This is a genomic window from Paraburkholderia phytofirmans PsJN (genome assembly GCF_000020125.1).
GTDB classification, from domain to species: domain Bacteria; phylum Pseudomonadota; class Gammaproteobacteria; order Burkholderiales; family Burkholderiaceae; genus Paraburkholderia; species Paraburkholderia phytofirmans.
This window is the reverse complement of record NC_010681.1, coordinates 446,256-466,124: the sequence shown is the minus strand read 5'-3', so window position 1 is coordinate 466,124 and position 19,869 is coordinate 446,256. Positions and strand designations below refer to the sequence as shown.

12 protein-coding genes are annotated in these 19,869 nt (G+C 63.4%); 5 read left to right on the top strand and 7 right to left on the bottom strand.

The window, feature by feature from the left end; translation table 11 throughout:
* Positions 1–4: 4 nt before the first annotated feature.
* From BPHYT_RS02030 to BPHYT_RS02015, 4 genes are all read left to right on the top strand, one after another.
* The gene (locus BPHYT_RS02030; RefSeq protein ID WP_012431488.1) at positions 5–964 is read left to right on the top strand and encodes an ion channel; all 960 of its coding nucleotides are present in this window, start codon (positions 5–7) and stop codon (positions 962–964) included.
* A gap of 122 nt (positions 965–1,086) precedes the next feature.
* Positions 1,087–2,799 carry a ShlB/FhaC/HecB family hemolysin secretion/activation protein gene (locus BPHYT_RS02025; RefSeq protein ID WP_012431487.1) on the top strand — a complete coding sequence of 571 codons (1,713 nt, stop codon included), beginning with the start codon at positions 1,087–1,089 and terminating at the stop codon, positions 2,797–2,799.
* A 52-nt stretch (positions 2,800–2,851) separates the two neighbouring features.
* Positions 2,852–5,290, top strand: a complete 2,439-nt coding sequence (locus tag BPHYT_RS02020) for a two-partner secretion domain-containing protein (protein ID WP_012431486.1) — start codon at positions 2,852–2,854, stop codon at positions 5,288–5,290.
* Between the two features lie 303 nt (positions 5,291–5,593).
* A complete protein-coding gene (locus tag BPHYT_RS02015) occupies positions 5,594–9,181 on the top strand; it encodes an indolepyruvate ferredoxin oxidoreductase family protein (protein ID WP_012431485.1) in 3,588 nt (1,195 codons plus the stop codon).
* Positions 9,182–9,276: 95 nt separating this feature from the next.
* Here BPHYT_RS02015 and BPHYT_RS02010 read toward each other — a convergent pair whose 3' ends face one another.
* Together BPHYT_RS02010 and BPHYT_RS02005 are read right to left on the bottom strand one after the other, a co-directional pair.
* Positions 9,277–9,972 carry a copper homeostasis protein CutC gene (locus tag BPHYT_RS02010; protein WP_012431484.1) on the bottom strand — a complete coding sequence of 232 codons (696 nt, stop codon included), beginning with the start codon at positions 9,970–9,972 and terminating at the stop codon, positions 9,277–9,279.
* A 44-nt stretch (positions 9,973–10,016) separates the two neighbouring features.
* Positions 10,017–11,285: a sensor domain-containing phosphodiesterase gene (locus BPHYT_RS02005; protein ID WP_012431483.1), complete on the bottom strand. Its 1,269-nt coding sequence runs from the start codon at positions 11,283–11,285 to the stop codon at positions 10,017–10,019.
* A gap of 373 nt (positions 11,286–11,658) precedes the next feature.
* On the opposite strand from BPHYT_RS02005, the gene BPHYT_RS02000 reads away from it, so the two are divergent.
* Positions 11,659–13,314, top strand: a complete 1,656-nt coding sequence (locus BPHYT_RS02000; protein WP_012431482.1) for a Na+/H+ antiporter — start codon at positions 11,659–11,661, stop codon at positions 13,312–13,314.
* Positions 13,315–13,447: 133 nt separating this feature from the next.
* Here BPHYT_RS02000 and BPHYT_RS01995 read toward each other — a convergent pair whose 3' ends face one another.
* The 5 genes from BPHYT_RS01995 to BPHYT_RS39015 form a co-directional block, all read right to left on the bottom strand.
* Entirely contained in the window at positions 13,448–14,755 is a 1,308-nt protein-coding gene (locus BPHYT_RS01995; protein WP_012431481.1) for a solute carrier family 23 protein, read from the bottom strand.
* Positions 14,756–15,087: 332 nt separating this feature from the next.
* Positions 15,088–16,653, bottom strand: a complete 1,566-nt coding sequence (locus BPHYT_RS01990; protein WP_012431480.1) for a methyl-accepting chemotaxis protein — start codon at positions 16,651–16,653, stop codon at positions 15,088–15,090.
* 422 nt (positions 16,654–17,075) lie between these two features.
* A complete protein-coding gene (locus BPHYT_RS01985) occupies positions 17,076–17,699 on the bottom strand; it encodes a DUF2239 family protein (protein ID WP_012431479.1) in 624 nt (207 codons plus the stop codon).
* Between the two features lie 88 nt (positions 17,700–17,787).
* Positions 17,788–19,338 carry a sensor domain-containing diguanylate cyclase gene (locus BPHYT_RS01980; RefSeq protein ID WP_012431478.1) on the bottom strand — a complete coding sequence of 517 codons (1,551 nt, stop codon included), beginning with the start codon at positions 19,336–19,338 and terminating at the stop codon, positions 17,788–17,790.
* A 147-nt stretch (positions 19,339–19,485) separates the two neighbouring features.
* Entirely contained in the window at positions 19,486–19,851 is a 366-nt protein-coding gene (locus BPHYT_RS39015) for a hypothetical protein (protein ID WP_238535614.1), read from the bottom strand.
* Positions 19,852–19,869: the final 18 nt, after the last annotated feature.

The following is a 19,869-nucleotide window of genomic DNA, read 5'->3' as shown; positions in this document are numbered from 1 at the left end:
CGCGATGGCGACTGAATCATCAGACCGTCCTTCCGGCTTCGGCGACGCCGAAGCACGCGCATCGGCGCGCCGACCGGTAGGCAGCCGCGAATTCCGTCTGGACGAGCGCGTGGTCATCGAGCATGGCACGCCGACGCCGCTCTGGCAGGACCTCTATCACCGCGCCCTCATGGTTCGCTGGCCGGTTTTTTTCGTATCGCTCGCGGTCTTGTTCCTGCTGCTCAACACCACGTTTGCCGCGCTCTACATGTTGGGCGACGCGCCGATCGCCAATCAGTTTCCAGCCGGTTTTGGCGGCGCGTTTTTCTTCAGCGTCGAGACGCTCGCCACGGTCGGATATGGCGACATGCATCCGCAAACCGTCTACGCGCACTGGATCGCCACGCTGGAAATTTTCGTCGGCATGTCCAGCATCGCGTTGGCGACCGGACTCATTTTCGCGCGCTTCTCTCGTCCGCACGCCAAGATCATCTTTGCCCGTTACGCGGTGATCAGGCCGCTCGACGGCCGCATGACACTCATGGTGCGCTCGGCCAACGCACGCCGCAACGTGATCGCCGAGGCCCGCGCACGACTGCGCATACTGCGTACGGAGACCACGCTCGAAGGCTTCACGTTGCGCAAACTCTATGACCTGACGCTGGTTCGCGATCAACATCCGGTGTTCAAGCTGGGCTGGACGGTCATGCATATCGTCGACGAAACCAGCCCGCTGTTTGGCGAAACCGCCGAAACGCTCAGGAACCGCGACGTGTTGCTGCTGCTCACCCTTGAAGGCGTCGACGAGTCGACCTCGCAAACCATGCAGGCGCGCCACACGTGGTCGTGCGATCAGATTTACTGGCAGCACCGTTTCGTCGACATCATGACCGAGAAAGACGGCGTGAGCCATATCGACTACGCGCATTTCAACGAGATCGCGCCTCTCGACGAGGCGCCCGTCGCAACGCACAGTCGTCCATAAAAACGGCGCAAGTGTTAAGAAGAGAAAAAACAAAAAAGAGATAAGGATTTCAAAATGCTTTTACTGGATTTCTAAAAGCATACGACTTATGCTGCGCCGCTTCGCACGACCACCACGACGCAATGCAGCACAGCAAAACCGCACTCGCCGCCGCCTCTTTCGCGCTGTACAGCCTGCCGTCGCTTGCCCAGGGCGACGCGTCGCTGATCAATGTTTTACCGGGCAGTGACACGCTGCGCGCGCAACAGCAGCGCCTCGAAGCGACTGCGACCAACGGCACGCTCGGCAACGTGCTGCGCGAGGACGCGTCGCGTGAGGAAACCGCCGATCTCGCGCATTTGCCCGTGCAGTCGCCATGCTTCGAGATCAGCAAAGTCCGGATTACGAACAATCCGTTTCGCGCCATCGATCGTCTGGTCGAAGCGGTCGAGGGCCAGTGCGTCGGCGCCGACGGCCTGAAGTTCGTCCAGGACAGCGTCGCCAACAAGCTCATCGACTACGGCTACGTCACCACGCGCGTCACAGTGCCCGAGCAGTCGCTGACGTCGGGCACTCTGCAGCTCGATGTCGTGCCTGGCCGCATCGGCGCCATTCGCAGTGAAGGCGATACGATCGGCGATGTCGCTCGTGCTTTGCCGTCGGGCCAAGGCGCTTTGTTGAACCAGCGCGCAATCGATCAGGCGCTGGAAAACATCCGGCGATTGCCGTCGCAGGCGGATGCGCGGTTCGACATCGCGCCGGGGCAAGCAGAAGGCGAATCCGACGTCGTACTGCATGCCGGCACCGGACGCCGCTGGCACGTCATGGCCGGCTACGACAACGCGGGCCAGGATGCCACTGGCAAGAACGAACTGTTCGGCGCGCTCTCCATCGATTCGCCGTTCTATCAGTACGATCAATTGCAAGTTTCCGGCCTCACGAACGCGAACCACGGCGCACCGGGCAAGGGCGCGAATCAGGCGAGCGCTTCGTACAGCGTGCCGTTCGGCTACGCGATGCTCACCCTCGACGCATACCGCGCAAGCTATCTGCAGACGCAGGCGCTGCCGACGGCCGTCGCGCAGTTCACTGGCGAGCAGAAAGGTGCGGGCATCAGGCTATCTGGCGTCGTGCAGCGTGGCGCGACATCGCGCACCGAACTGCGCGCGCGCTTCTATCGCGCGTTGAATCACAACTACGTGAACGACACATGGATCGGCGTGCAGGATCGCGACGTGTACGGCTACGAAGTCGGCGCATCGCATCGACATTATTTCGGGCGTGTGCAGGTGGACGCGTCGCTCGGCTGGCGCGACACGCTGCCGGGCATTTCTCGCCAGCCCGGCTACGTGGTCGGCGACGACACGTTCAACGGGCGTGAGCAACTCGAAACAGCGTCGCTTACCGTACAGGCGCCCTTTCACCTCGCCAATCAGCCGTTCTCCTACCAATTCATCTGGAACAGGCAGAACGCGCGCACACGGGTGACAGCGCCCGACTACTTTACGATCGGTACACGCTACGCAGTACGCGGCTTCGACCAACAAGCGACGCTTGCCGCCGAAGGTGGCTGGACCGTATCGAACGAACTCGACTGGTACGCGCCGACGTCCTACGGCGTGCAAGCCTTATACGCGGGGCTCGACGCCGGCCGCGTAAACGGGCCGACGACGCGATACCTGGCGGGTAACACCCTGGTGGGAATGGTGGCGGGCGTCAAAGGCAGCCTCGCGCCGAAGAACCGTCTGTCGGCCGGCGTCAACTATGACGTCTCTGTCGGCTGGCCGCTCCATAAGCCGAACGGTTTCCCAAGTCGTTCGCCCACCGTGCTTGTGCAGATCAGCACTCTGATCTGAAAGGGCTTCCCCTTTTGTTAGCAGTACCTTAGTTATCTCAGAGAAAAAAAACATGCAGAAAACTCCTCCTCGTATCATTGACAGCAAGAGCCGGACGGTCTGGTTCGCCGCACGCGCCAGCGCATTTGCCGCGTTGTGCGCATTCGGCATGCAGCCGCTTGTCGCAAGCGCGCAAGCAAAGCTGACCATTACCCCCGACGCGGGCGCGGCCACGCGCCCGACGATCGGCACATCGAGCAACGGCACCCAGGTCGTCAATATCGTTGCGCCTAATGCCGCAGGTGTGTCGAGCAATCGCTTCTCGGACTACAACGTCGGCACGGGCGGCGTGATCATCAACAACGCCACGCAGGCCGCGCAAACGCAGATCGGCGGCACGGTCCAGGCAAACTCCGTGCTCGGCAAGCAGGGCGCGAAACTGGTCCTGATGCAGGTTACGTCGGGCGCGCAGTCGCAGTTGCTCGGCACCACTGAGATCGCCGGCAACAGTGCCAATCTCGTGCTCGCCAACCCGGCAGGCATCACGTGCTCGGGCTGCGGCTTCCTGAACGCGCCGCGCGTCACGTTGGCAACCGGCACGCCGACGCTGAAAAGCGACGGCTCGCTGGATACGATCGACGTGAAGCAAGGCACGCTTGCGGTGGACGGCGGCGGCCTGAACGGCTCGACGAGCGCGGTCGATCTGATCGCGCGTGCGATCACGATCAACGGCAAGGTGCAAGGCAAATCGATCGATGCGATTGCTGGCGCCAACCGCGTCAATTACGCGTCGAAGTCCGCGCTCGCTCAGGCCGGCACGGGCAGCGCTCCGCAGGTGGCGATCGATGTGCAGTCGCTCGGAAGCATGTACGGCGACGGCGCCGTGCGTCTGCTCGGCACCGAAGCGGGTGTCGGCGTGCGCGACAACGGCACGCTGACTTCACTGACCGGCAACCTGAGCGTCGGTGCCAACGGCGACGTCACGATCGCTGTGCCCGCGAGCATCAAGGCGGCAGGCAACGCTGCGATCAACGGCGCGAACGTGACGAACGACGGCTCCATCGCCGCCAGTGGCAGCATGGACGTTCACGCTACTCAGGCGCTCGCCAATCGCGGCACGATCACGGCCGACAGCATGAGCCTGATCGCCAACACGCTATCGAACGCGGGCAAAGTCGCCGCGAACGGCATCCGCATGGGTGGCGACCGGTCGCTGATTAACACCGGCACAATCGAAGCTGCGCAACAGGCGGAACTGGCGGGCGACAGCATGACGCTTGCGGCCGATAGCAGCGTGAACAGTGCAAATGTGACCTTGAGGGGCGGCACCATCACGAACCAGAGCAACGCGGTGAACGCGAGCCGATTCCTCAATATCAACGCGGACCACATCGACAACGCAGGCACGCTGAGTTCGGGTGGCGGTGCCTATGTCAACGCGATGAGCACGTTCGCCAACGGCGCCAACGGCACGCTGACTGCGCAGGACAACGTTCAGATCGGCGGTGGCAATGTAACAAACGACGACCTGATCGCCAGCGCGCGCTCGTTGGACGCCAACGGTGCCTTGAGCTTGACCAATCGCGGCACCCTCACGGCCGGTGATGCCATGAACCTGTCGACCCGCGGCTCGCTGCTGAACAGCGGCAAGATGTCGGCGGCGAGTCTCAGCATGACCGCCGACCAGTCGTTGACGAATAGCGGCACGATCGACGCGACGACGCAGGCAACGCTGGCATCCAACAATCTGATGCTGTCGGGCGGCAGCGTGAAAGGTGGCACGGTAACGCTGAACGGAGGCACCGTCACGAACCAGAACGCAACGGTGAACGCCGGCCAGCTTCTCGACATTCGCGCGGACAACGTGGAGAACACCGGCACGCTGAGTTCGAACGGCGATGCACGCGTCAACGCGATGAACACGTTCATGAACGGCGCGAACGGCACGCTGACCGCACAGAACAACGTGCAGATCGGCGGGACGACGCTGAACAACAGCAACGGCAGCATCGAGGCGGTGAAGGGCACGCTATCCGTACAGGCCAGCACGATCGCCAACCTGAACGGCAAGCTGTCGTCGGGCAACGCGATGTCGATCAATACGCGCGGCGACCTCGACAATACGGGCGGCACGATCACCGCGGGGCGTGATGGGCAGATAGACGTCGGCGGCAAGTTGACGAACGACAACGGCTCGATCACGTCGCAAGCGGCGGTACGCGGCACGGCGGGGTCGATGTCGAATGTCGGCGGCACGATCTCGGCGCCGATCTCCGCGGAAATTCGTGTCGTCGGCGATAACGACCGCAACAACGGCGGCTTCATCCCGCCGGTCAATCCGACGCCGGAGCCGGAGCGGACGCCGGCGCCGAAGCCGGAGCCGACTCCGACAACGTTCGTTCCGCCTCCCGGCTTTGTTCGCATGGATCCCCATTCGCCTGATCTTAACAAGTACAGCGGTTTCTACGATCAGGACGGCTACTTCTACGCGCGAATCTTCATGCCGAGCTAAGCAGCTTCTTTAGCCAGGCATCCCGGGCGCCGGCACGCAGCAATGCGTCCCGGCGCCCGGAACGCTTTGGGGCCGCCCAGAAACGCGCCAACCGCACCAGGGCTTACCCGAATCCGCCCGTTGCGCAGCAGATCCATCTCAAAACTTCATTAAAACGCGCAGGTCTTCGCGCCCACTCGCAACTGCCCGGCCAAAGTAGAAAAAATTCTCTCTCATTGGCGCTAAAAAATAGAGTCTCTTTCGCTGCGCCACCTTCGTGGTCCCCACCACCGCGCGCGGATGCAATAAAACGGAGACTGACCCATGACCGCTCGCCTGCCCATCGACGGCACGCCCGCACTGGCCGATTACAAGCTTTCCGACAACCTCACCGCGACGCGCGGCCGGATCTTCCTGACCGGCACGCAGGCGCTGGTGCGCCTCGTGCTCATGCAGCGCGCCGCCGATAAGGCACGCGGCATGAATACCGCCGGCTTCATCAGCGGCTATCGCGGCTCGCCGCTCGGCATGGTCGACCAGCAGTTGTGGAAGGCGAAAAAACTGCTCGCAGCGAGTGATATCCGCTTTTTGCCGGCCATCAACGAAGAGCTTGGCGGCACCGCCGTGCTTGGTACTCAGCGGGTGGAATCGGACCCGGAGCGCACCGTCGAAGGCGTGTTCGCGATGTGGTACGGCAAAGGCCCAGGCGTGGATCGCGCCGGCGATGCGCTCAAGCACGGCAACGCCTACGGCTCGTCGCCGCACGGCGGCGTGCTGGTGGTGGCGGGCGACGACCACGGCTGCGTGTCGTCATCGATGCCGCATCAGAGCGACTTCGCGATGATGGCCTGGCACATGCCAGTGGTGAATCCGTCGAATATCGCCGACATGCTGGAGTTCGGCTTGTACGGCTGGGAGTTGTCGCGCTTCTCGGGCGCGTGGGTTGGCTACAAGGCAATTTCCGAAACGGTCGAGTCCGGCTCGACGGTCGATCTCGACGCGCTGCGCACCGACTGGACCATGCCGCAGGATTTCGAAGTGCCCGCCGGCGGCCTGCACAACCGCTGGCCCGATCTGCCGAGCTTGACGATCGAATCGCGGATGCACGCGAAGCTCGACGCGGTGCGCCACTTCGCGCGCGTGAACAGCATCGACAAATGGATTGCGCCGAGTCCGCATGCGAACGTCGGGATCGTGACCTGCGGCAAGGCGCATCTGGACCTGATGGAAACGCTGCGCCGCCTCGATCTGACGGTCGCCGACCTGGAAGCGGCCGGCGTGCGCATCTACAAGGTCGGCCTGTCGTTTCCGCTGGAGATGACGCGGATCGACGCGTTCGTTTCCGGCCTGTCCGAAGTGCTGGTGATCGAGGAGAAAGGCCCGGTCATCGAACAGCAGATCAAGGACTATCTGTACAACCGCACGCAAGGCACGCGGCCCATCGTGGTTGGCAAGAACGCCGAAGACGGCACGCTGCTGCTGTCCTCGCTCGGCGAATTGCGGCCGTCGCGCATTCTGCCTGTGTTCGCCAACTGGCTCGCGAAGCACAAGCCCGCACTCGATCGCCGCGAACGCGTGGTCGATCTGGTCGCGCCGCAAATTCTCTCGAACGCCGCGGACAGCGTGAAGCGCACGCCGTACTTCTGCTCGGGCTGTCCGCACAATACGTCGACCAAAGTGCCGGAAGGATCGATCGCGCATGCGGGGATCGGCTGTCACTTCATGGCCTCGTGGATGGAGCGCGACACGACCGGTCTCATCCAGATGGGCGGTGAAGGCGTGGACTGGGCGTCGCATTCGATGTTCACGAAAACGCGCCACGTGTTCCAGAATCTCGGCGACGGCACCTACTTCCATTCGGGCATTCTGGCGATCCGCCAGGCCGTGGCCGCGAAAGCCACCATCACGTACAAGATTCTCTATAACGACGCCGTCGCGATGACGGGCGGACAACCGGTGGACGGCAGCATTTCGGTGCCGCAGATCGCGCGTCAGGTGGAAGCCGAAGGCGTGTCGCGCTTCGTCGTGGTCAGCGACGAGCCGGAGAAATACGACGGCCATCACGACCAATTCCCGAAGGGCACCACGTTTCACCATCGCAGCGAGATGGACACCGTGCAGCGCCAATTGCGCGACACCGACGGCGTGACCGTGCTGATCTACGACCAGACCTGTGCGGCGGAAAAACGCCGGCGCCGGAAAAAAGGCGAATTCCCCGATCCGGACAAGCGCCTCTTCATCAATGAGGAAGTCTGCGAAGGCTGCGGCGATTGCGGCGTGCAATCGAATTGCCTGTCGGTGGAACCGGTTGAAACGGCGTTGGGCCGCAAGCGCCGCATCGATCAATCGTCGTGCAACAAAGACTATTCGTGCGTGAACGGCTTCTGCCCCAGCTTCGTCACGGTAGAAGGCGGCAAGCTGAAGAAAGCCGCGGGCGCCGCCTTCGATCCGCAAGCGCTGGCCGCTCGCGTCGAAGCACTGCCGATTCCGGCGACGCATCTCGACGCCGCGCCGTACGACATTCTGGTGACGGGCGTCGGTGGCACGGGCGTCGTGACGGTGGGCGCATTGATCAGCATGGCGGCGCATCTGGAAGGCAAGAGCGCGTCGGTGCTCGATTTCATGGGCTTCGCGCAAAAGGGCGGCTCGGTGCTGTCGTTCGTGCGCTTCGCCGCGCGCGACGAATGGCTCAACCAGGTGCGTATCGACACGCAACAGGCCGATGTGCTGCTCGCCTGCGATATGGTGGTCGGTGCAAGCGCCGATGCGCTGCAAACGGTGCGTCATGGCCGCACGCGCATCGTCGTGAACACGCACGCAATTCCGAACGCCACGTTCGTGACGAATCCGGACGCAACGCTGCACGCCGACGCGCTGCTCGACAAGATGCGTCACGCTGCCGGCGCGGAGCGCATGTCGACGTGCGACGCACAAGCGCTCGCCACGCGCTTCCTCGGCGACACCATCGGCGCGAACATTCTGATGCTCGGTTATGCCTGGCAACTCGGTCTGGTGCCCGTGTCGTTCGGCGCGATGATGCGTGCGATCGAATTGAACAACGTCGCGGTGCAGATGAACCAGTTGGCGTTTTCGATTGGCCGCCTCGCCGCCGAAGATCCGGCCGCGCTCGAAGCGCTGTGGCAAGCGCGGCATCTCGCGAAGCAGAGCGTACGCGTCGATACGCTCGACGAACTGATCGCGCATCGCGAAGGACGTCTGCAGACATACGGCGGCGCAAGCTATGTGAAGCGCTATCGCGCGCTAGTCGATGCGGCACGTCGTGCGGAAACCTCGGTGGATGCGAAGAGCGAGCGCGTGACGCGCGCGGTCGCGACCACGTTTTACCGCTTGCTCGCGGTGAAGGACGAATACGAAGTGGCGCGCCTGCATACGGATGCGGTATTCCGTGAAGCACTGGAAGCGCAATTCGAAGGCGTGGCCGGCAAGGACTTCGGCATCAAGTTCAATCTCGCGCCGCCGACGCTCACGCGTCCTGAGCCCGGCAAGAATCCGGTGAAGAAAACCTTCGGTCAATGGATGTGGCCGGTACTCGGCACGCTCGCGAAATTCAGCAGCCTGCGCGGCACGATGCTCGATCCGTTTGGCCGCACGCTGGAACGCAAGATGGAACGCGAACTCGCGGGCGATTATGAAACCACGTTGCAGCGTGCGCTTGCCAGGCTCGATGCCGGCAATCTGGAAGACGTGGCGAAACTGGCCGACCTGCATGCTCGCGTGCGCGGTTATGGTCATGTGAAGCTTGCGAATCTGGCGGGTGTGAAGCGTGGCGAGCGCGATCTGGCCGCACGTTTGCAGATCGAAGCGGCGACGGGTGAGTCGGTGCGCAAATCGCTGGAAGAGATGAAAGGCGCGGGGCAGTTGCGCGGGATTCCGGTGGTCGTGGCGAAGTAGGTTTTCTTGGCGCCGCAGACGCAGATAAAAGAATGCCGCTTCGAGAGCGATCTCGAAGCGGCATTTTTCTTTGCTTCGTTGTTTTAGCTATTGAGTCATGCGCTCGTCAACAGTGCGCGGACCTCTGCAACTTTGTCTGAATCGACCGGCGCGAGACCGTTGCTGTTCACGCGCACGCCCGAGCCGAAATGCACGGCTTCAACGTGTGTTCTGCTCACGAAGCCGGCAATTGCATCGACCGTCAAACCGGCTCCGGCCAGCACGGTGCAATGCGAATCGGCCGCCTGCTGGACCAGCTCGCGGATCGTGTCTTCCGCGTGCAGCACGGAAGCTTGTCCACCCGAGGTCAACACGTTCGTCACCGCGTCGAAACCAAGCAGCACATCCAATGAACGGTGCAAATCCCGCGCTTCGTCGAACGCGCGATGGAAGGTGACAGCCAGTCCATCCGCTGCATCGATCGCACGTGCGAGGCCTTCGCGGTCGATCTCCCCCGCGGCATTCAGCATGCCGATCACTATGCCATTCGCGCCCGCCGCTGTCACCGCGCGCACGTCACGCAGCATCACTGCATAGTCGTCGGCGTCGTACACGAACGAGCGGCTATGCGGCCGCACGATCACATTCACTGGAATCTCGACCGCCGCCACCACCGCTTCGATCAGTCCGAGGCTCGGCGTCAGGCCGCCCTCGCCCATCGCGGTGACAAGTTCGAGACGATCGGCGCCGGCTTGCGCGGCTACGCGCGCGTCGGCAACGGTCGTGGCAATGACTTCAAGGAGGACGGACATAAGCGCGGCTGAGTGTCGTTAAAAACGACATGATGTCAGAACCGCTACTCATCCACCCAGTCGATATCGCCGCACAACACGCAGGTCTGCTCGCCGACGCGCGTCGCTACCGATAGCGTCACGCACGGCAACGCCTCGTTGATCGACAGATACGGCCGCGTCACATGCACGCGCTCCGGCGCATTGATCGCATCGCGGAAATACGGACGACGCAGCCAGTTCGCGCCTTGCGCGTCGGCAAGCGGCAGAAAGCGCGTTTCATGCGCCGCGCGATCGGCGCGCAGCACGACGTTGCGGCCCGCCTGCTTGCCCTTCGCGTCGAGCAGGAAACAGCGCGCGGCATGATCGAGCGCGAGAAAATTCCAGCACACTTCCTCGAGCGGTTCGCCGGCCGCGAGCCGCTCCGCCGCCCGCTCGAAAGCCCGCAAGTACGGCGCGAGCCGGCTGGCATTGCGGCGCTCGCGCGCGTCGGCCTGATCGCGATAACGCTCGGTGAGTTCGCTGATGCACGTGGTCGCGTGCAACGCATCGGCTGCGCCCGGGTTCGGACGGCCGAAGAAAAAGCCCTGCACGAAGTCCGCGTTGCAGGCGAGCGCCATCTGCGCTTCATGCTCTGTTTCCACGCCTTCGACGAGCACCAGCTTGCCCGCTTCGTGCAGCAACGCCACGAGGCCCGGCAGGATCGTCGCCATGTCGGCGCGATGCGCGGCGTGCGACAGCATGATGCGGTCGAGCTTGACGATGTCGGGATTCAATTGCCAGATCCGTTCGACGTTCGAGTGGCCCGCGCCGAAATCGTCGAGTGCGATCAGGAAGCCGCGCTCGCGGAACTGGCGCACGGCGTCGGCGAGACGTTCCAGGTCTTCGGCGCGATGCTCGAGCACTTCGAGCACGATGCGCCGCGGCGGCAGATCGAGCCGCTTCAACGTAGCCAGCAACGCAGCGGCGAGATAAGGATCGGTGAGCGCGCCCGGATGCACGTTGAGGAACAACCACTCGCGCTCCGCGCCGAGTACCTTGAAATTCTCCAGATGCAGCGTCTGGGCCAGCTTGTCGACCTGCAGCACATCGCCCAGGCGCGCGGCCTCGCCGAATACGTCGAGCGGCGACACGGGCCGGTCGAGCGCGTCGTGCGCACGCAGCAGCCCTTCGTAACCGACCGCCCGCATATGCGACAGGCTGAAAATCGGTTGAAACACGCTGCTCAGCGTGAGTTCGCCATGCTGCACCGTAAAACGTTCGAGCCCCGACGTCATCTCGACACCGAAGCCATGTGGCGCGCTGGCCGTCCTTTCCTGTTGCGCAATCGTCATGCAAGTCCTCTCACGCGAGAGCCGGGCCGGTCCGAACGCGGAAGCGAACAACCTCGGCGCCGTCTCTCAATGTGCGTCATCGATATACCTTAAGCAAGCTCCATGCGCACGCTGACGCACATTCCAATGAAATTTATTCGAAAGATTGACCCGTGCAAGGGAGCATGCGCCGCGCGTGGGCGTGGCGCGCACCGTTAAGGTGCGCCGCGCCGTAGTGACCACGATTTGATCTCGCTAAGAGGGCCGCATGCCACCTTGAGCGATACGTCGCGCTTCATCCGGCTAAACTTTGGCCTTACGCTTCGTCAGCATCGCGTGGACGTTTCGTCGAAGATCACCGAAGTCATACCGTTATATCCCCAGAAATAGACCGATGGACATTGTCTTTACCGTATTGATTCTTTTGCTCGCCGTCGCCGCGTCGGGCGTCCTCACCCGCATCCTGCCGATCGCGTTGCCGCTGCCGCTCGTGCAGATCGCGATCGGCGCATTGCTCGCGTGGCCGAGGCTCGGCTTGCACGTCACCTTCAATCCGGACATTTTCATGATGCTGTTCATTCCGCCGTTGCTGTTCGCGGACGGTTGGCGCATTCCGAAGCGCGAGTTCTTCATGGCGCGCCGCTCGATCCTGATGCTCGCGCTCGGCCTTGTCTTCATGACGGTGCTGGTGGTCGGCTACTTCGTGCACGCGCTGGTGCCGTCGATCTCGCTGCCGGTCGCGTTCGCGCTGGCCGCGGTGTTGTCGCCGACCGATGCGGTGGCGTTGTCCGGCATCGTCGGCAAGGGCAAGATTCCCGGGCGGCTGATGCATATCCTCGAAGGCGAGGCGTTGATGAACGACGCTTCGGGACTGGTCGCGTTGAAGTTCGCGATCGCCGCGGCGCTGACCGGCGTGTTCTCGTTGCGCGACGCGTCGATCAGTTTCGTGATCATCGCCGTGGGCGGCCTCGCAGTGGGTGCAGCGGTGAGCTGGCTGTTCGGCTACGTGTCGGCCCACTTTCTGAATCTCACCGAAGAAGGCGATCCGGCACCCGGCGTCGTGATGACTCTGCTGATTCCGTTCGCCGCCTATCTGGTCGCCGAGCGCTTCGAGTTGTCGGGCATTCTGGCCGCGGTCGCCGCCGGCATGATGATGAACTACACGACCATGGTGACCGCCGGGCCGGCGTCGTCGCGAGTGCGCGCCAGCAGCACGTGGACCATGATCGAGTTCGTCTTCAACGGCATGGTGTTCATTCTGCTGGGGCTGCAGTTTCCGCACATTCTCGGCCGGGCTCTACTCGACGCGCACGAGACCAGTAACGCGCAGGTCTGGCGGCTGATCGGCTACATCGCCGCAGTGGCGGGCGCCCTGTACGCGATGCGCTTCGTGTGGGTGTGGCTGCTGCGCTATTTCGCGAGCCGCAGCGCCGCGAAACAAGGCGTGGCGAATGCCGTTCCGGGTTTGCGCACCGCTGCGGTAACGACCGTGGCTGGCGTGCGCGGCGCCGTGACGCTCGCGGGCGTGTTGTCATTGCCCGAGGTGTTGCCGGGTGGCGCCGCGTTGCCGGGCCGCGATCTCGCGATCTTCATCGCATCCGGCGTAATTCTGGTCTCGCTGATCGTGGCGGTGGTGGGGTTGCCGCTGTTGCTGAGCGGCTGGCGCCGCGGCAAGGATCCGCATGCCGCCGAAGAAGCGCTCGCCCGGACCATGGCCGCGCAAGCCGCGATTCGCGCCGTCGACGAGGTGCACGACAGGGAGTGCTCGAACCTCGATGAGTCGTCCTCGGCGTATGCGGCGGACGTCACCGCGCGGGTGATGGACGTCTATCGGCGCCGCCTCGCCACGCTCGATGAGGAACGCGAACCGCGCGAGCTGGCGCGCCGCGCCGATGCGTTGGAGTTCAGGATGAAGCTCGCCGCCATGAGAGCCGAGCGCAAGGCGCTGCTGGAACTGCGCAGCAGTCAGGCAATCAACGACGAGACGTTGAACAAGCTGATGCGGGAAGTGGATTTGTCGGAGACTGCGCTGACGGCGCGGAGAAAATAAGAGGCGCTCGCGCCGCGTAGTTGCGATACCGGCGGCGGCACTGGCTTTTTCTTCGATCACGACAATGTGCGAAAGAAGAAGCCTGCGCCGCCGACGAACTCACAAAGACGAGTGATTCAGCGCGCGAGAAAATTCACGCCACCAGGCCTTGCGCCGGCTTCCTTCTCAGGAGCGCGTAGAGAATGATCGCGCCGAACGTCGCGGTGCCAATACCGCCGAGACCGAAGCCGCCGAGCTTCAACGAGAAGTCGCCCGCGCCGAGTACGAGCGTGACCGCAGCCACGATCAGATTGCGGTTGTCGGAGAAGTCCACCTTGTTGACGACCCAGATGCGCGCGCCGGTCACGGCGATCAACCCGAACACGACGATCGACACGCCGCCCAGCACCGGTCCCGGAATGGTCTGGATCACCGCGCCGAACTTTGGCGAAAAACCCAGCACCAGTGCGATCAACGCGGCGATCACGAAGACCAGCGTCGAATAGATCTTGGTGACGGCCATCACGCCGATATTCTCGGCGTACGTCGTGACACCCGTGCCGCCGGCAAAGCCGGAGACGATCGTCGCGAGTCCGTCGCCGAGAAATGCCCGGCCGACGTAGCGGTCCAGATTCTGACCCGTCATCGCGCTCACTGCCTTGATATGCCCGAGGTTCTCCGCCACCAGAATGACCGCGATCGGCGCGAGCAGGGTCATTGCCTGCATGTTGAACACCGGCGCTGTGAAGTGCGGCATGCCGAACCACGCGGCGTTCGCGACAATGGCGAAATCGATCGGCTTACCCATGCCGAGACCGTTCGTGACGATCGCGTAGATCACATACGCCATCAGCAGGCCGACCAGAATCAGCAGACGCTGCAGCATGCCGCGCGCGAACACCGCGACCGCGCCCACGCACAGCACAGTGACGAGCGCCATCCACGAATCGAAGTTGCTGCCGCTCACACCATGCACCGCGATCGGCGCCAGATTCAAACCGATCACGCAGACGATCGCGCCCGTCACCACCGGCGGTATCAGCGTCTCGATCCATCTGGTGCCGACCGCTGACACGATCAGGCCGATAATCGCGTACACCACGCCGCACGCAATGATCCCGCCCAGCGCGACCGGAATGTTCAGATTCGGGCCGTGGCCGCCGTAGCCCGTGACCGCGATCACGAGACCGATGAACGCGAAGCTCGAACCGAGATAGCTCGGCACGCGGCCGCCCACCAGCACGAAGAACAACAGCGTGCCGATGCCCGACATAAAGATGCACAGGTTCGGATCGAAGCCCATCAGCAACGGCGCGAGCACCGTCGAGCCGAACATCGCGACGACGTGTTGCACGCCCATCGCGAACATCTGCGGCCACGCTAGCCGCTCGTCGGTGCCGACGATGCGGCCCTCGGCGGCTGCCGACTGGGGACGCCAGCGGGGGAAGTAGGAATCGGCCATGGCGGGGGTTCTCCTCTGTTCGGCGCTAGGTGTGGTGGCGCGGCGCCGGAACAAGGCGCCGCCCAGGAATTAGGCGCGAGTGTACGGAGTGCCATTGGGCCTGGCAAGCTCGGGGAAATGCGCGTCAAAGCCGTGGATGAATGCCGCGGTATGGGGTGGCTCTGGCCGCGTTGTTTGCGGCTGTGGAAACCGACGTTTGTTGTCGGTGCCGCCGGGCCGCGTAGCCGCATGGCTCGCAACACCAGAGTCGGGGCTCTGTAACGACGCTGGGCAAGCCATGTTGCATGCAGCGGCGCGTGCGATGCAGCACGCCCTTACCATCGTCGGCGCCCTCAGCCGTGCCGCGCTTCCAGCGAGAATACCGTCACGGCCGCCTGCAGTTGCCTCGCCTGATCCGCCATCGACGCCGCCGCGGCCGCCGCCTGCTCGACCAGCGCCGCGTTCTGCTGGGTCACGTCGTCCATCTGCGCGACAGCGCGATTGACCTCTTCGATGCCGGTGCTTTGCTCCTGCGACGCCGACGAAATCTCGCCCATGATGTCGGTCACCCGTTTTACCGCGTGCGTGACTTCGGCCATGGTCTGCCCGGCCCGCTCGGCGAGTTCGGCGCCACTGCCTACGCGCGCGGTCGAGCTTTCGATCAACTCCTTGATCTCTTTCGCCGACACCGCGCTGCGCTGCGCGAGCGAGCGCACTTCGCCCGCCACGACCGCGAAGCCGCGTCCCTGTTCGCCGGCACGCGCGGCTTCCACCGCCGCGTTCAGGGCGAGGATGTTGGTCTGGAACGCGATCCCTTCGATCACCGCGATGATGTCCGTCATGCGCTTCGAGCCGGCCGCCAATTCGCGCATCGTGTCGACCACGTCGCCGACGAGGTGGCTGCCGCGCGCCGCGACTTCCGAAGCGCCGTGCGCCACGCCACCCGCCTGCTGCGCATTCTCGGCGTTCATCTTCACCGTCGACGTCAGCTCCTGCATGCTCGACGCGGTTTCCTGCAGCGCCGCGGCCTGCTCTTCGGTGCGCTGCGACAGATCGGTATTGCCCTGCGCGATTTCGCCCGACGCCATCAAAATCGATTCGCTCGACTCGCTGATGCCCGACACGATGCCGGCCAGCCGTTCGCGCATGTTGCGCAACGCGAACAGCAAGCTTTGCGAGTCGCCGGCGCGCGTTTCGACACGCACGCTCAAGTCGCCGTCCGCGATGCGGTTGGCGATCTGCATCGCGTAATCCGGTTCGCCGCCGAGTTGCCCGGCCAGACGACGCGCGATCACCATGGCGAGCAGCATGCCCGCGACGATCGCGCCCAGCACCAGCGCGCTCATGACGATGCGCATGTGCTGATAGTCGGTGGACGCTTCCGCTTGCGCGTCGTTGGCCTGCTGGCGGCGATAGTCGATCAGCGCGGTGATGCGATCGCGCAGCGCCTCGCTCGACGCAATCGCGCGACGCACGAGTTCGTTGTTGTCGACGCCCGCCGGAATCGGCTCAAGGCCGATCTGCTGATGCACGATGCCTTCCCACACCGCCGACTTGCGCAGCACGTCGTCGAACATCTCCTGGCCCTTGCCCGTTTCGATCGTCGCGCGATACTGGTCGTAGGCCGCGTGCATCTCCTTGAGCGAGCCGACAATGCTCTCCTTCAACTTTTGACGGCCGGCGTCGTCGGCGGCGTAGCCGAGATTCGCGGCGGCCAGGTCGGAATCGATCTTGTGACGGTTCGCCTCTTCCATCCAGTACAGGCCGTTCATGTGTTTATCGCAGATGGCGTCGGTAATGCTGTGCATCGACGACAGCGTACTCAGCGACGTCGCGCCGATCACGACGCAAAAACCAATCACCACGGCAAACGCCAGCAGCAGTTTCCTGAACACAGGCATGCGGTCGAACCACTTCATTTCACTATCCTTCACGAGTCACGGCGGGACGATCGAGCCGCCACGCCGTCGCGAACATTTCGCGATCTGTCGGATACGTGGCGACGCTCCCACCTCATTTACGGCGGCCACGGCAGAGACTTAATGAGCGAAATGTCAGGAATAACCGGGACAGGATGTTGTAAGCAATGCTTAGCGCACACGACCTGGACGCGAGACGCCATACGGGCAGACTAGCGGGGACAAGTTTGGGATTCGTCTGATGTATAGGAACGGGGCCAGCTCTTAGACTTGCTCTGCTGCGTCGACCCCATGAGTGGGCGCATGCGATGTTGTTGTAACTCTCCGACTTTCCGCTCACGCTTCCCCGGCGTGAGCGGTTTTTTTTGTCTGTGCGATTCGGTGCTCGCGCCGCTTGCAACGGCGCTGCGAGTTGCTTGCTTCTAAGCGTTCGTCGCGAAAGCGGTGTTCGCGAGTCGCAAGGTGTAATCGCGCACGTCCTGCGGCCATGCCGCGACGACCTCGTCGAAACGCGGACGGTCGTCGGCGTAAAGCGCGCGGGTCGCATCTTCATAGCGCGGCAGATTGCCGGCCAGCGTGGTCATGAAGCGATACACGGCTTCCTGCGCCGCGCGCTGACGGTCCTTGTGCTCGCCGGCCACGCGCGCCGCGTCGACCAGTTTGCGCAGCGCGACCGACGCGCCGCCCGACTGTCCGTTAAGCCAGTCCCAATGACGCGGCAACAGCGTGATTTCTCTCGCCACCACACCGAGCTTGGGCCGGCCACGGCCGCGCGGCGTGTCCTCTGTGGCGCAGCCGGCGGCGTGGGCGACGTGGTCGCTTTCGGCACCGTCATGCTGGCTCGCTAACCGCGCGACGATCTCGTCGGGCGTGCCGCGCAGATCGAATTCGACCGGCCGGCTGGTGACGTCGTCGAAGACCAGAACCGGCCCCTGTTCGCCGCGCGCCAGCACGTCTCTCACCGCGAGCGCCACGTCGGGCAAAGCGCCGGAGGCGATGCGGCGATGGCCTTCGAATGCGGTGCAGGAAACCGGATGGACAGTCATGACAAACTCCAAATGAAGAATTTGTCGAATTATATCCGGGTTAAATTAAAACACAACATATTACCCGGGTAAATTAATGCGCTGCCCCTCAGACGGAGTTGCGCGTTTCGGTGCTGGGTGTCACCGTGGCGCCGCCTCGGGGCGAAGTGTGCGTCACGGTGCGATAGCTCAGCACGCGATTACGGCCCGCATCTTTGGCTTCGTATAGCGCGTCGTCGGCGGCGTTCAGGAGGGCGCGGCTCGTTGCGAATGCCTCGCCTCGGGTGGTGGCGATACCGATGCTCACGGTCAACACATGTTGCGAGCTTGCCACGTGGCGAAGCTGAAGCGCCTGAACCGCCGCGCGAATCTTCTCGGCGATGAAAGCTGCGCCGGTCTCGTCGGTGTCCGGCAGCAACACGGCGAACTCTTCGCCGCCATAGCGCGCCGCCGTGTCACCCGGACGCCGCACGCTCTGCGAGATGCAGCGGGCCACGGCCGTGAGCGCATCGTCGCCGGCGGAATGGCCGTACAGGTCGTTGAAACCTTTGAAACTGTCGACGTCGATCAGCAGCATCGACAGCGGCCATGCGTTGCGCTGCGCGCGACGCCACTCGTCTTCCGCGTGTTCCTCGAAGGTGCGGCGATTGTTCAGGCCGGTCAGCCCGTCGGTGCGCGCCAAGACGCGCAACTCTTCTTCGGCTGCGCGGCGGTATCGCAATTGATACGAGAACAGAACCGCCAGCGCGATGATCGTGACGTCGAGCGCGGCGATCAGCGAACCGATGATCCACGCGCGGTGCCGCCATTCCACGTAGATATCGCGCGTGGACAGCGCGACGTCGAGGATCAGCGGATACATGTCGATATGACGGAACGCGTACCAGCGCTCGACGCCGTCGATCGCCGCCGTGCCGAAGAAATCCCCGCTCGGCTGCTGGGTGAAGCGCGAGTAGTTGGCGGTGCCGGTCAGATTGATACCGATGATTTTCGGATCGAACGGGCGCCGCATCAGCATCGTGCCGTCGCTCAGCATCAGCGCCATCGAACCGCCGGCGCCGAGATTCATGCCGGCGAACAGCCTGCGGAAATAGGTGAGGCGCATGGTGCCGACCACCACGCCGCCGAAACTGCCGTCCGGCCGCGTGATGCGCCGGCTCATCGCGATGCTGATTTCCTTGCCGCTGACCTTGGGCACAAACGGGTGGCTGATGTACAGGCCGACGTTGGTCGAGTCCCGCTGCACCTTGAAGTAATCACGGTCGGAGAGATTGACGCGGCGTGGCGGCGTGGCTTGCGAATCGAACTTGATGTTGCCGGCCTCGTCGGTCACGAGGATCGAGCCCATGTCTTTGGCGCTCGCCGAGCCGTCGAACAACACCATCTGGCGGATGGCCGGATCCAGTTCCAGCACGCCGGGCTGTTTCAGACCGTCGATCACCGCGCGCAGCGAGAGATCGTAAATCTCCAGATTGCGCGACACGTCGCGCTCGACCAGCAGCGACACGTTGAAGACCGAATCCTGGGCGCGCCGCAATGCGTCGTCGCGCATCTGCGCCAGCACCCACACGGCGATCGCAAGAATCGCACTGGCCAGCACGATACTGATCGCAATCACGATGTTCGGTCGGCGCGTCACCATGGCTTTTCGTTCGAACATGCGCTGGCCTATGCGCGTGAAGAAGAGGGTCGCGTCCGGACCGGCGCGTACCGTGAAGCGGTAGCGTACCAGACGATGCGCCGCGCCGAACCATCGAAAAGACGGGTTTTTGCCGGGCCGGGCGAGCTCGGCACCGCTCGCTTGTGTTCAGACGGCATCCACATCGAGCGCGGACCGGGATGCCGACCGGCTCGAAGCGCGGATGTCGGCGGTCTCGAGCACCGCTTTGTCGGCGCCGTGGCGGGCGACCGCCAGCTGGCGAGACCGATGGGGAACGGCGGGCTGTTTCAAGCGGTTGTTCCATCCTCTCGCTCGATGCAATGTTTTCATCACGCGCTCAAATTTATTTAATTGCCGAAAATTTCCACTTTCCTCGGTCATCGCGTGCAAGCCTTGTAGAGATATACCCGATTTTGCCTTCAGTACTCGAGTGCGCGAACCGATATCCGGTAAATGGGATACCCATTTGGGCCTTACGCCGATGCGCTTCGCTCCTGCATCGACGAAAGACATCGAAGAAATAGACCGCGC

Bases quoted from the DNA above. Each gene is read 5' to 3' on its own strand.
- BPHYT_RS02030 (WP_012431488.1), top strand. From the start codon at position 5: ATGGCGACTGAATCATCAGACCGTCCTTCCGGCTTCGGCGACGCCGAA.
- BPHYT_RS02025 (WP_012431487.1), top strand. From the start codon at position 1,087: ATGCAGCACAGCAAAACCGCACTCGCCGCCGCCTCTTTCGCGCTGTAC.
- BPHYT_RS02020 (WP_012431486.1), top strand. From the start codon at position 2,852: ATGCAGAAAACTCCTCCTCGTATCATTGACAGCAAGAGCCGGACGGTC.
- BPHYT_RS02015 (WP_012431485.1), top strand. From the start codon at position 5,594: ATGACCGCTCGCCTGCCCATCGACGGCACGCCCGCACTGGCCGATTAC.
- BPHYT_RS02010 (WP_012431484.1), bottom strand. From the start codon at position 9,972: ATGTCCGTCCTCCTTGAAGTCATTGCCACGACCGTTGCCGACGCGCGC.
- BPHYT_RS02005 (WP_012431483.1), bottom strand. From the start codon at position 11,285: ATGACGATTGCGCAACAGGAAAGGACGGCCAGCGCGCCACATGGCTTC.
- BPHYT_RS02000 (WP_012431482.1), top strand. From the start codon at position 11,659: ATGGACATTGTCTTTACCGTATTGATTCTTTTGCTCGCCGTCGCCGCG.
- BPHYT_RS01995 (WP_012431481.1), bottom strand. From the start codon at position 14,755: ATGGCCGATTCCTACTTCCCCCGCTGGCGTCCCCAGTCGGCAGCCGCC.
- BPHYT_RS01990 (WP_012431480.1), bottom strand. From the start codon at position 16,653: ATGAAGTGGTTCGACCGCATGCCTGTGTTCAGGAAACTGCTGCTGGCG.
- BPHYT_RS01985 (WP_012431479.1), bottom strand. From the start codon at position 17,699: ATGACTGTCCATCCGGTTTCCTGCACCGCATTCGAAGGCCATCGCCGC.
- BPHYT_RS01980 (WP_012431478.1), bottom strand. From the start codon at position 19,338: ATGTTCGAACGAAAAGCCATGGTGACGCGCCGACCGAACATCGTGATT.
- BPHYT_RS39015 (WP_238535614.1), bottom strand. From the start codon at position 19,851: ATGTCTTTCGTCGATGCAGGAGCGAAGCGCATCGGCGTAAGGCCCAAA.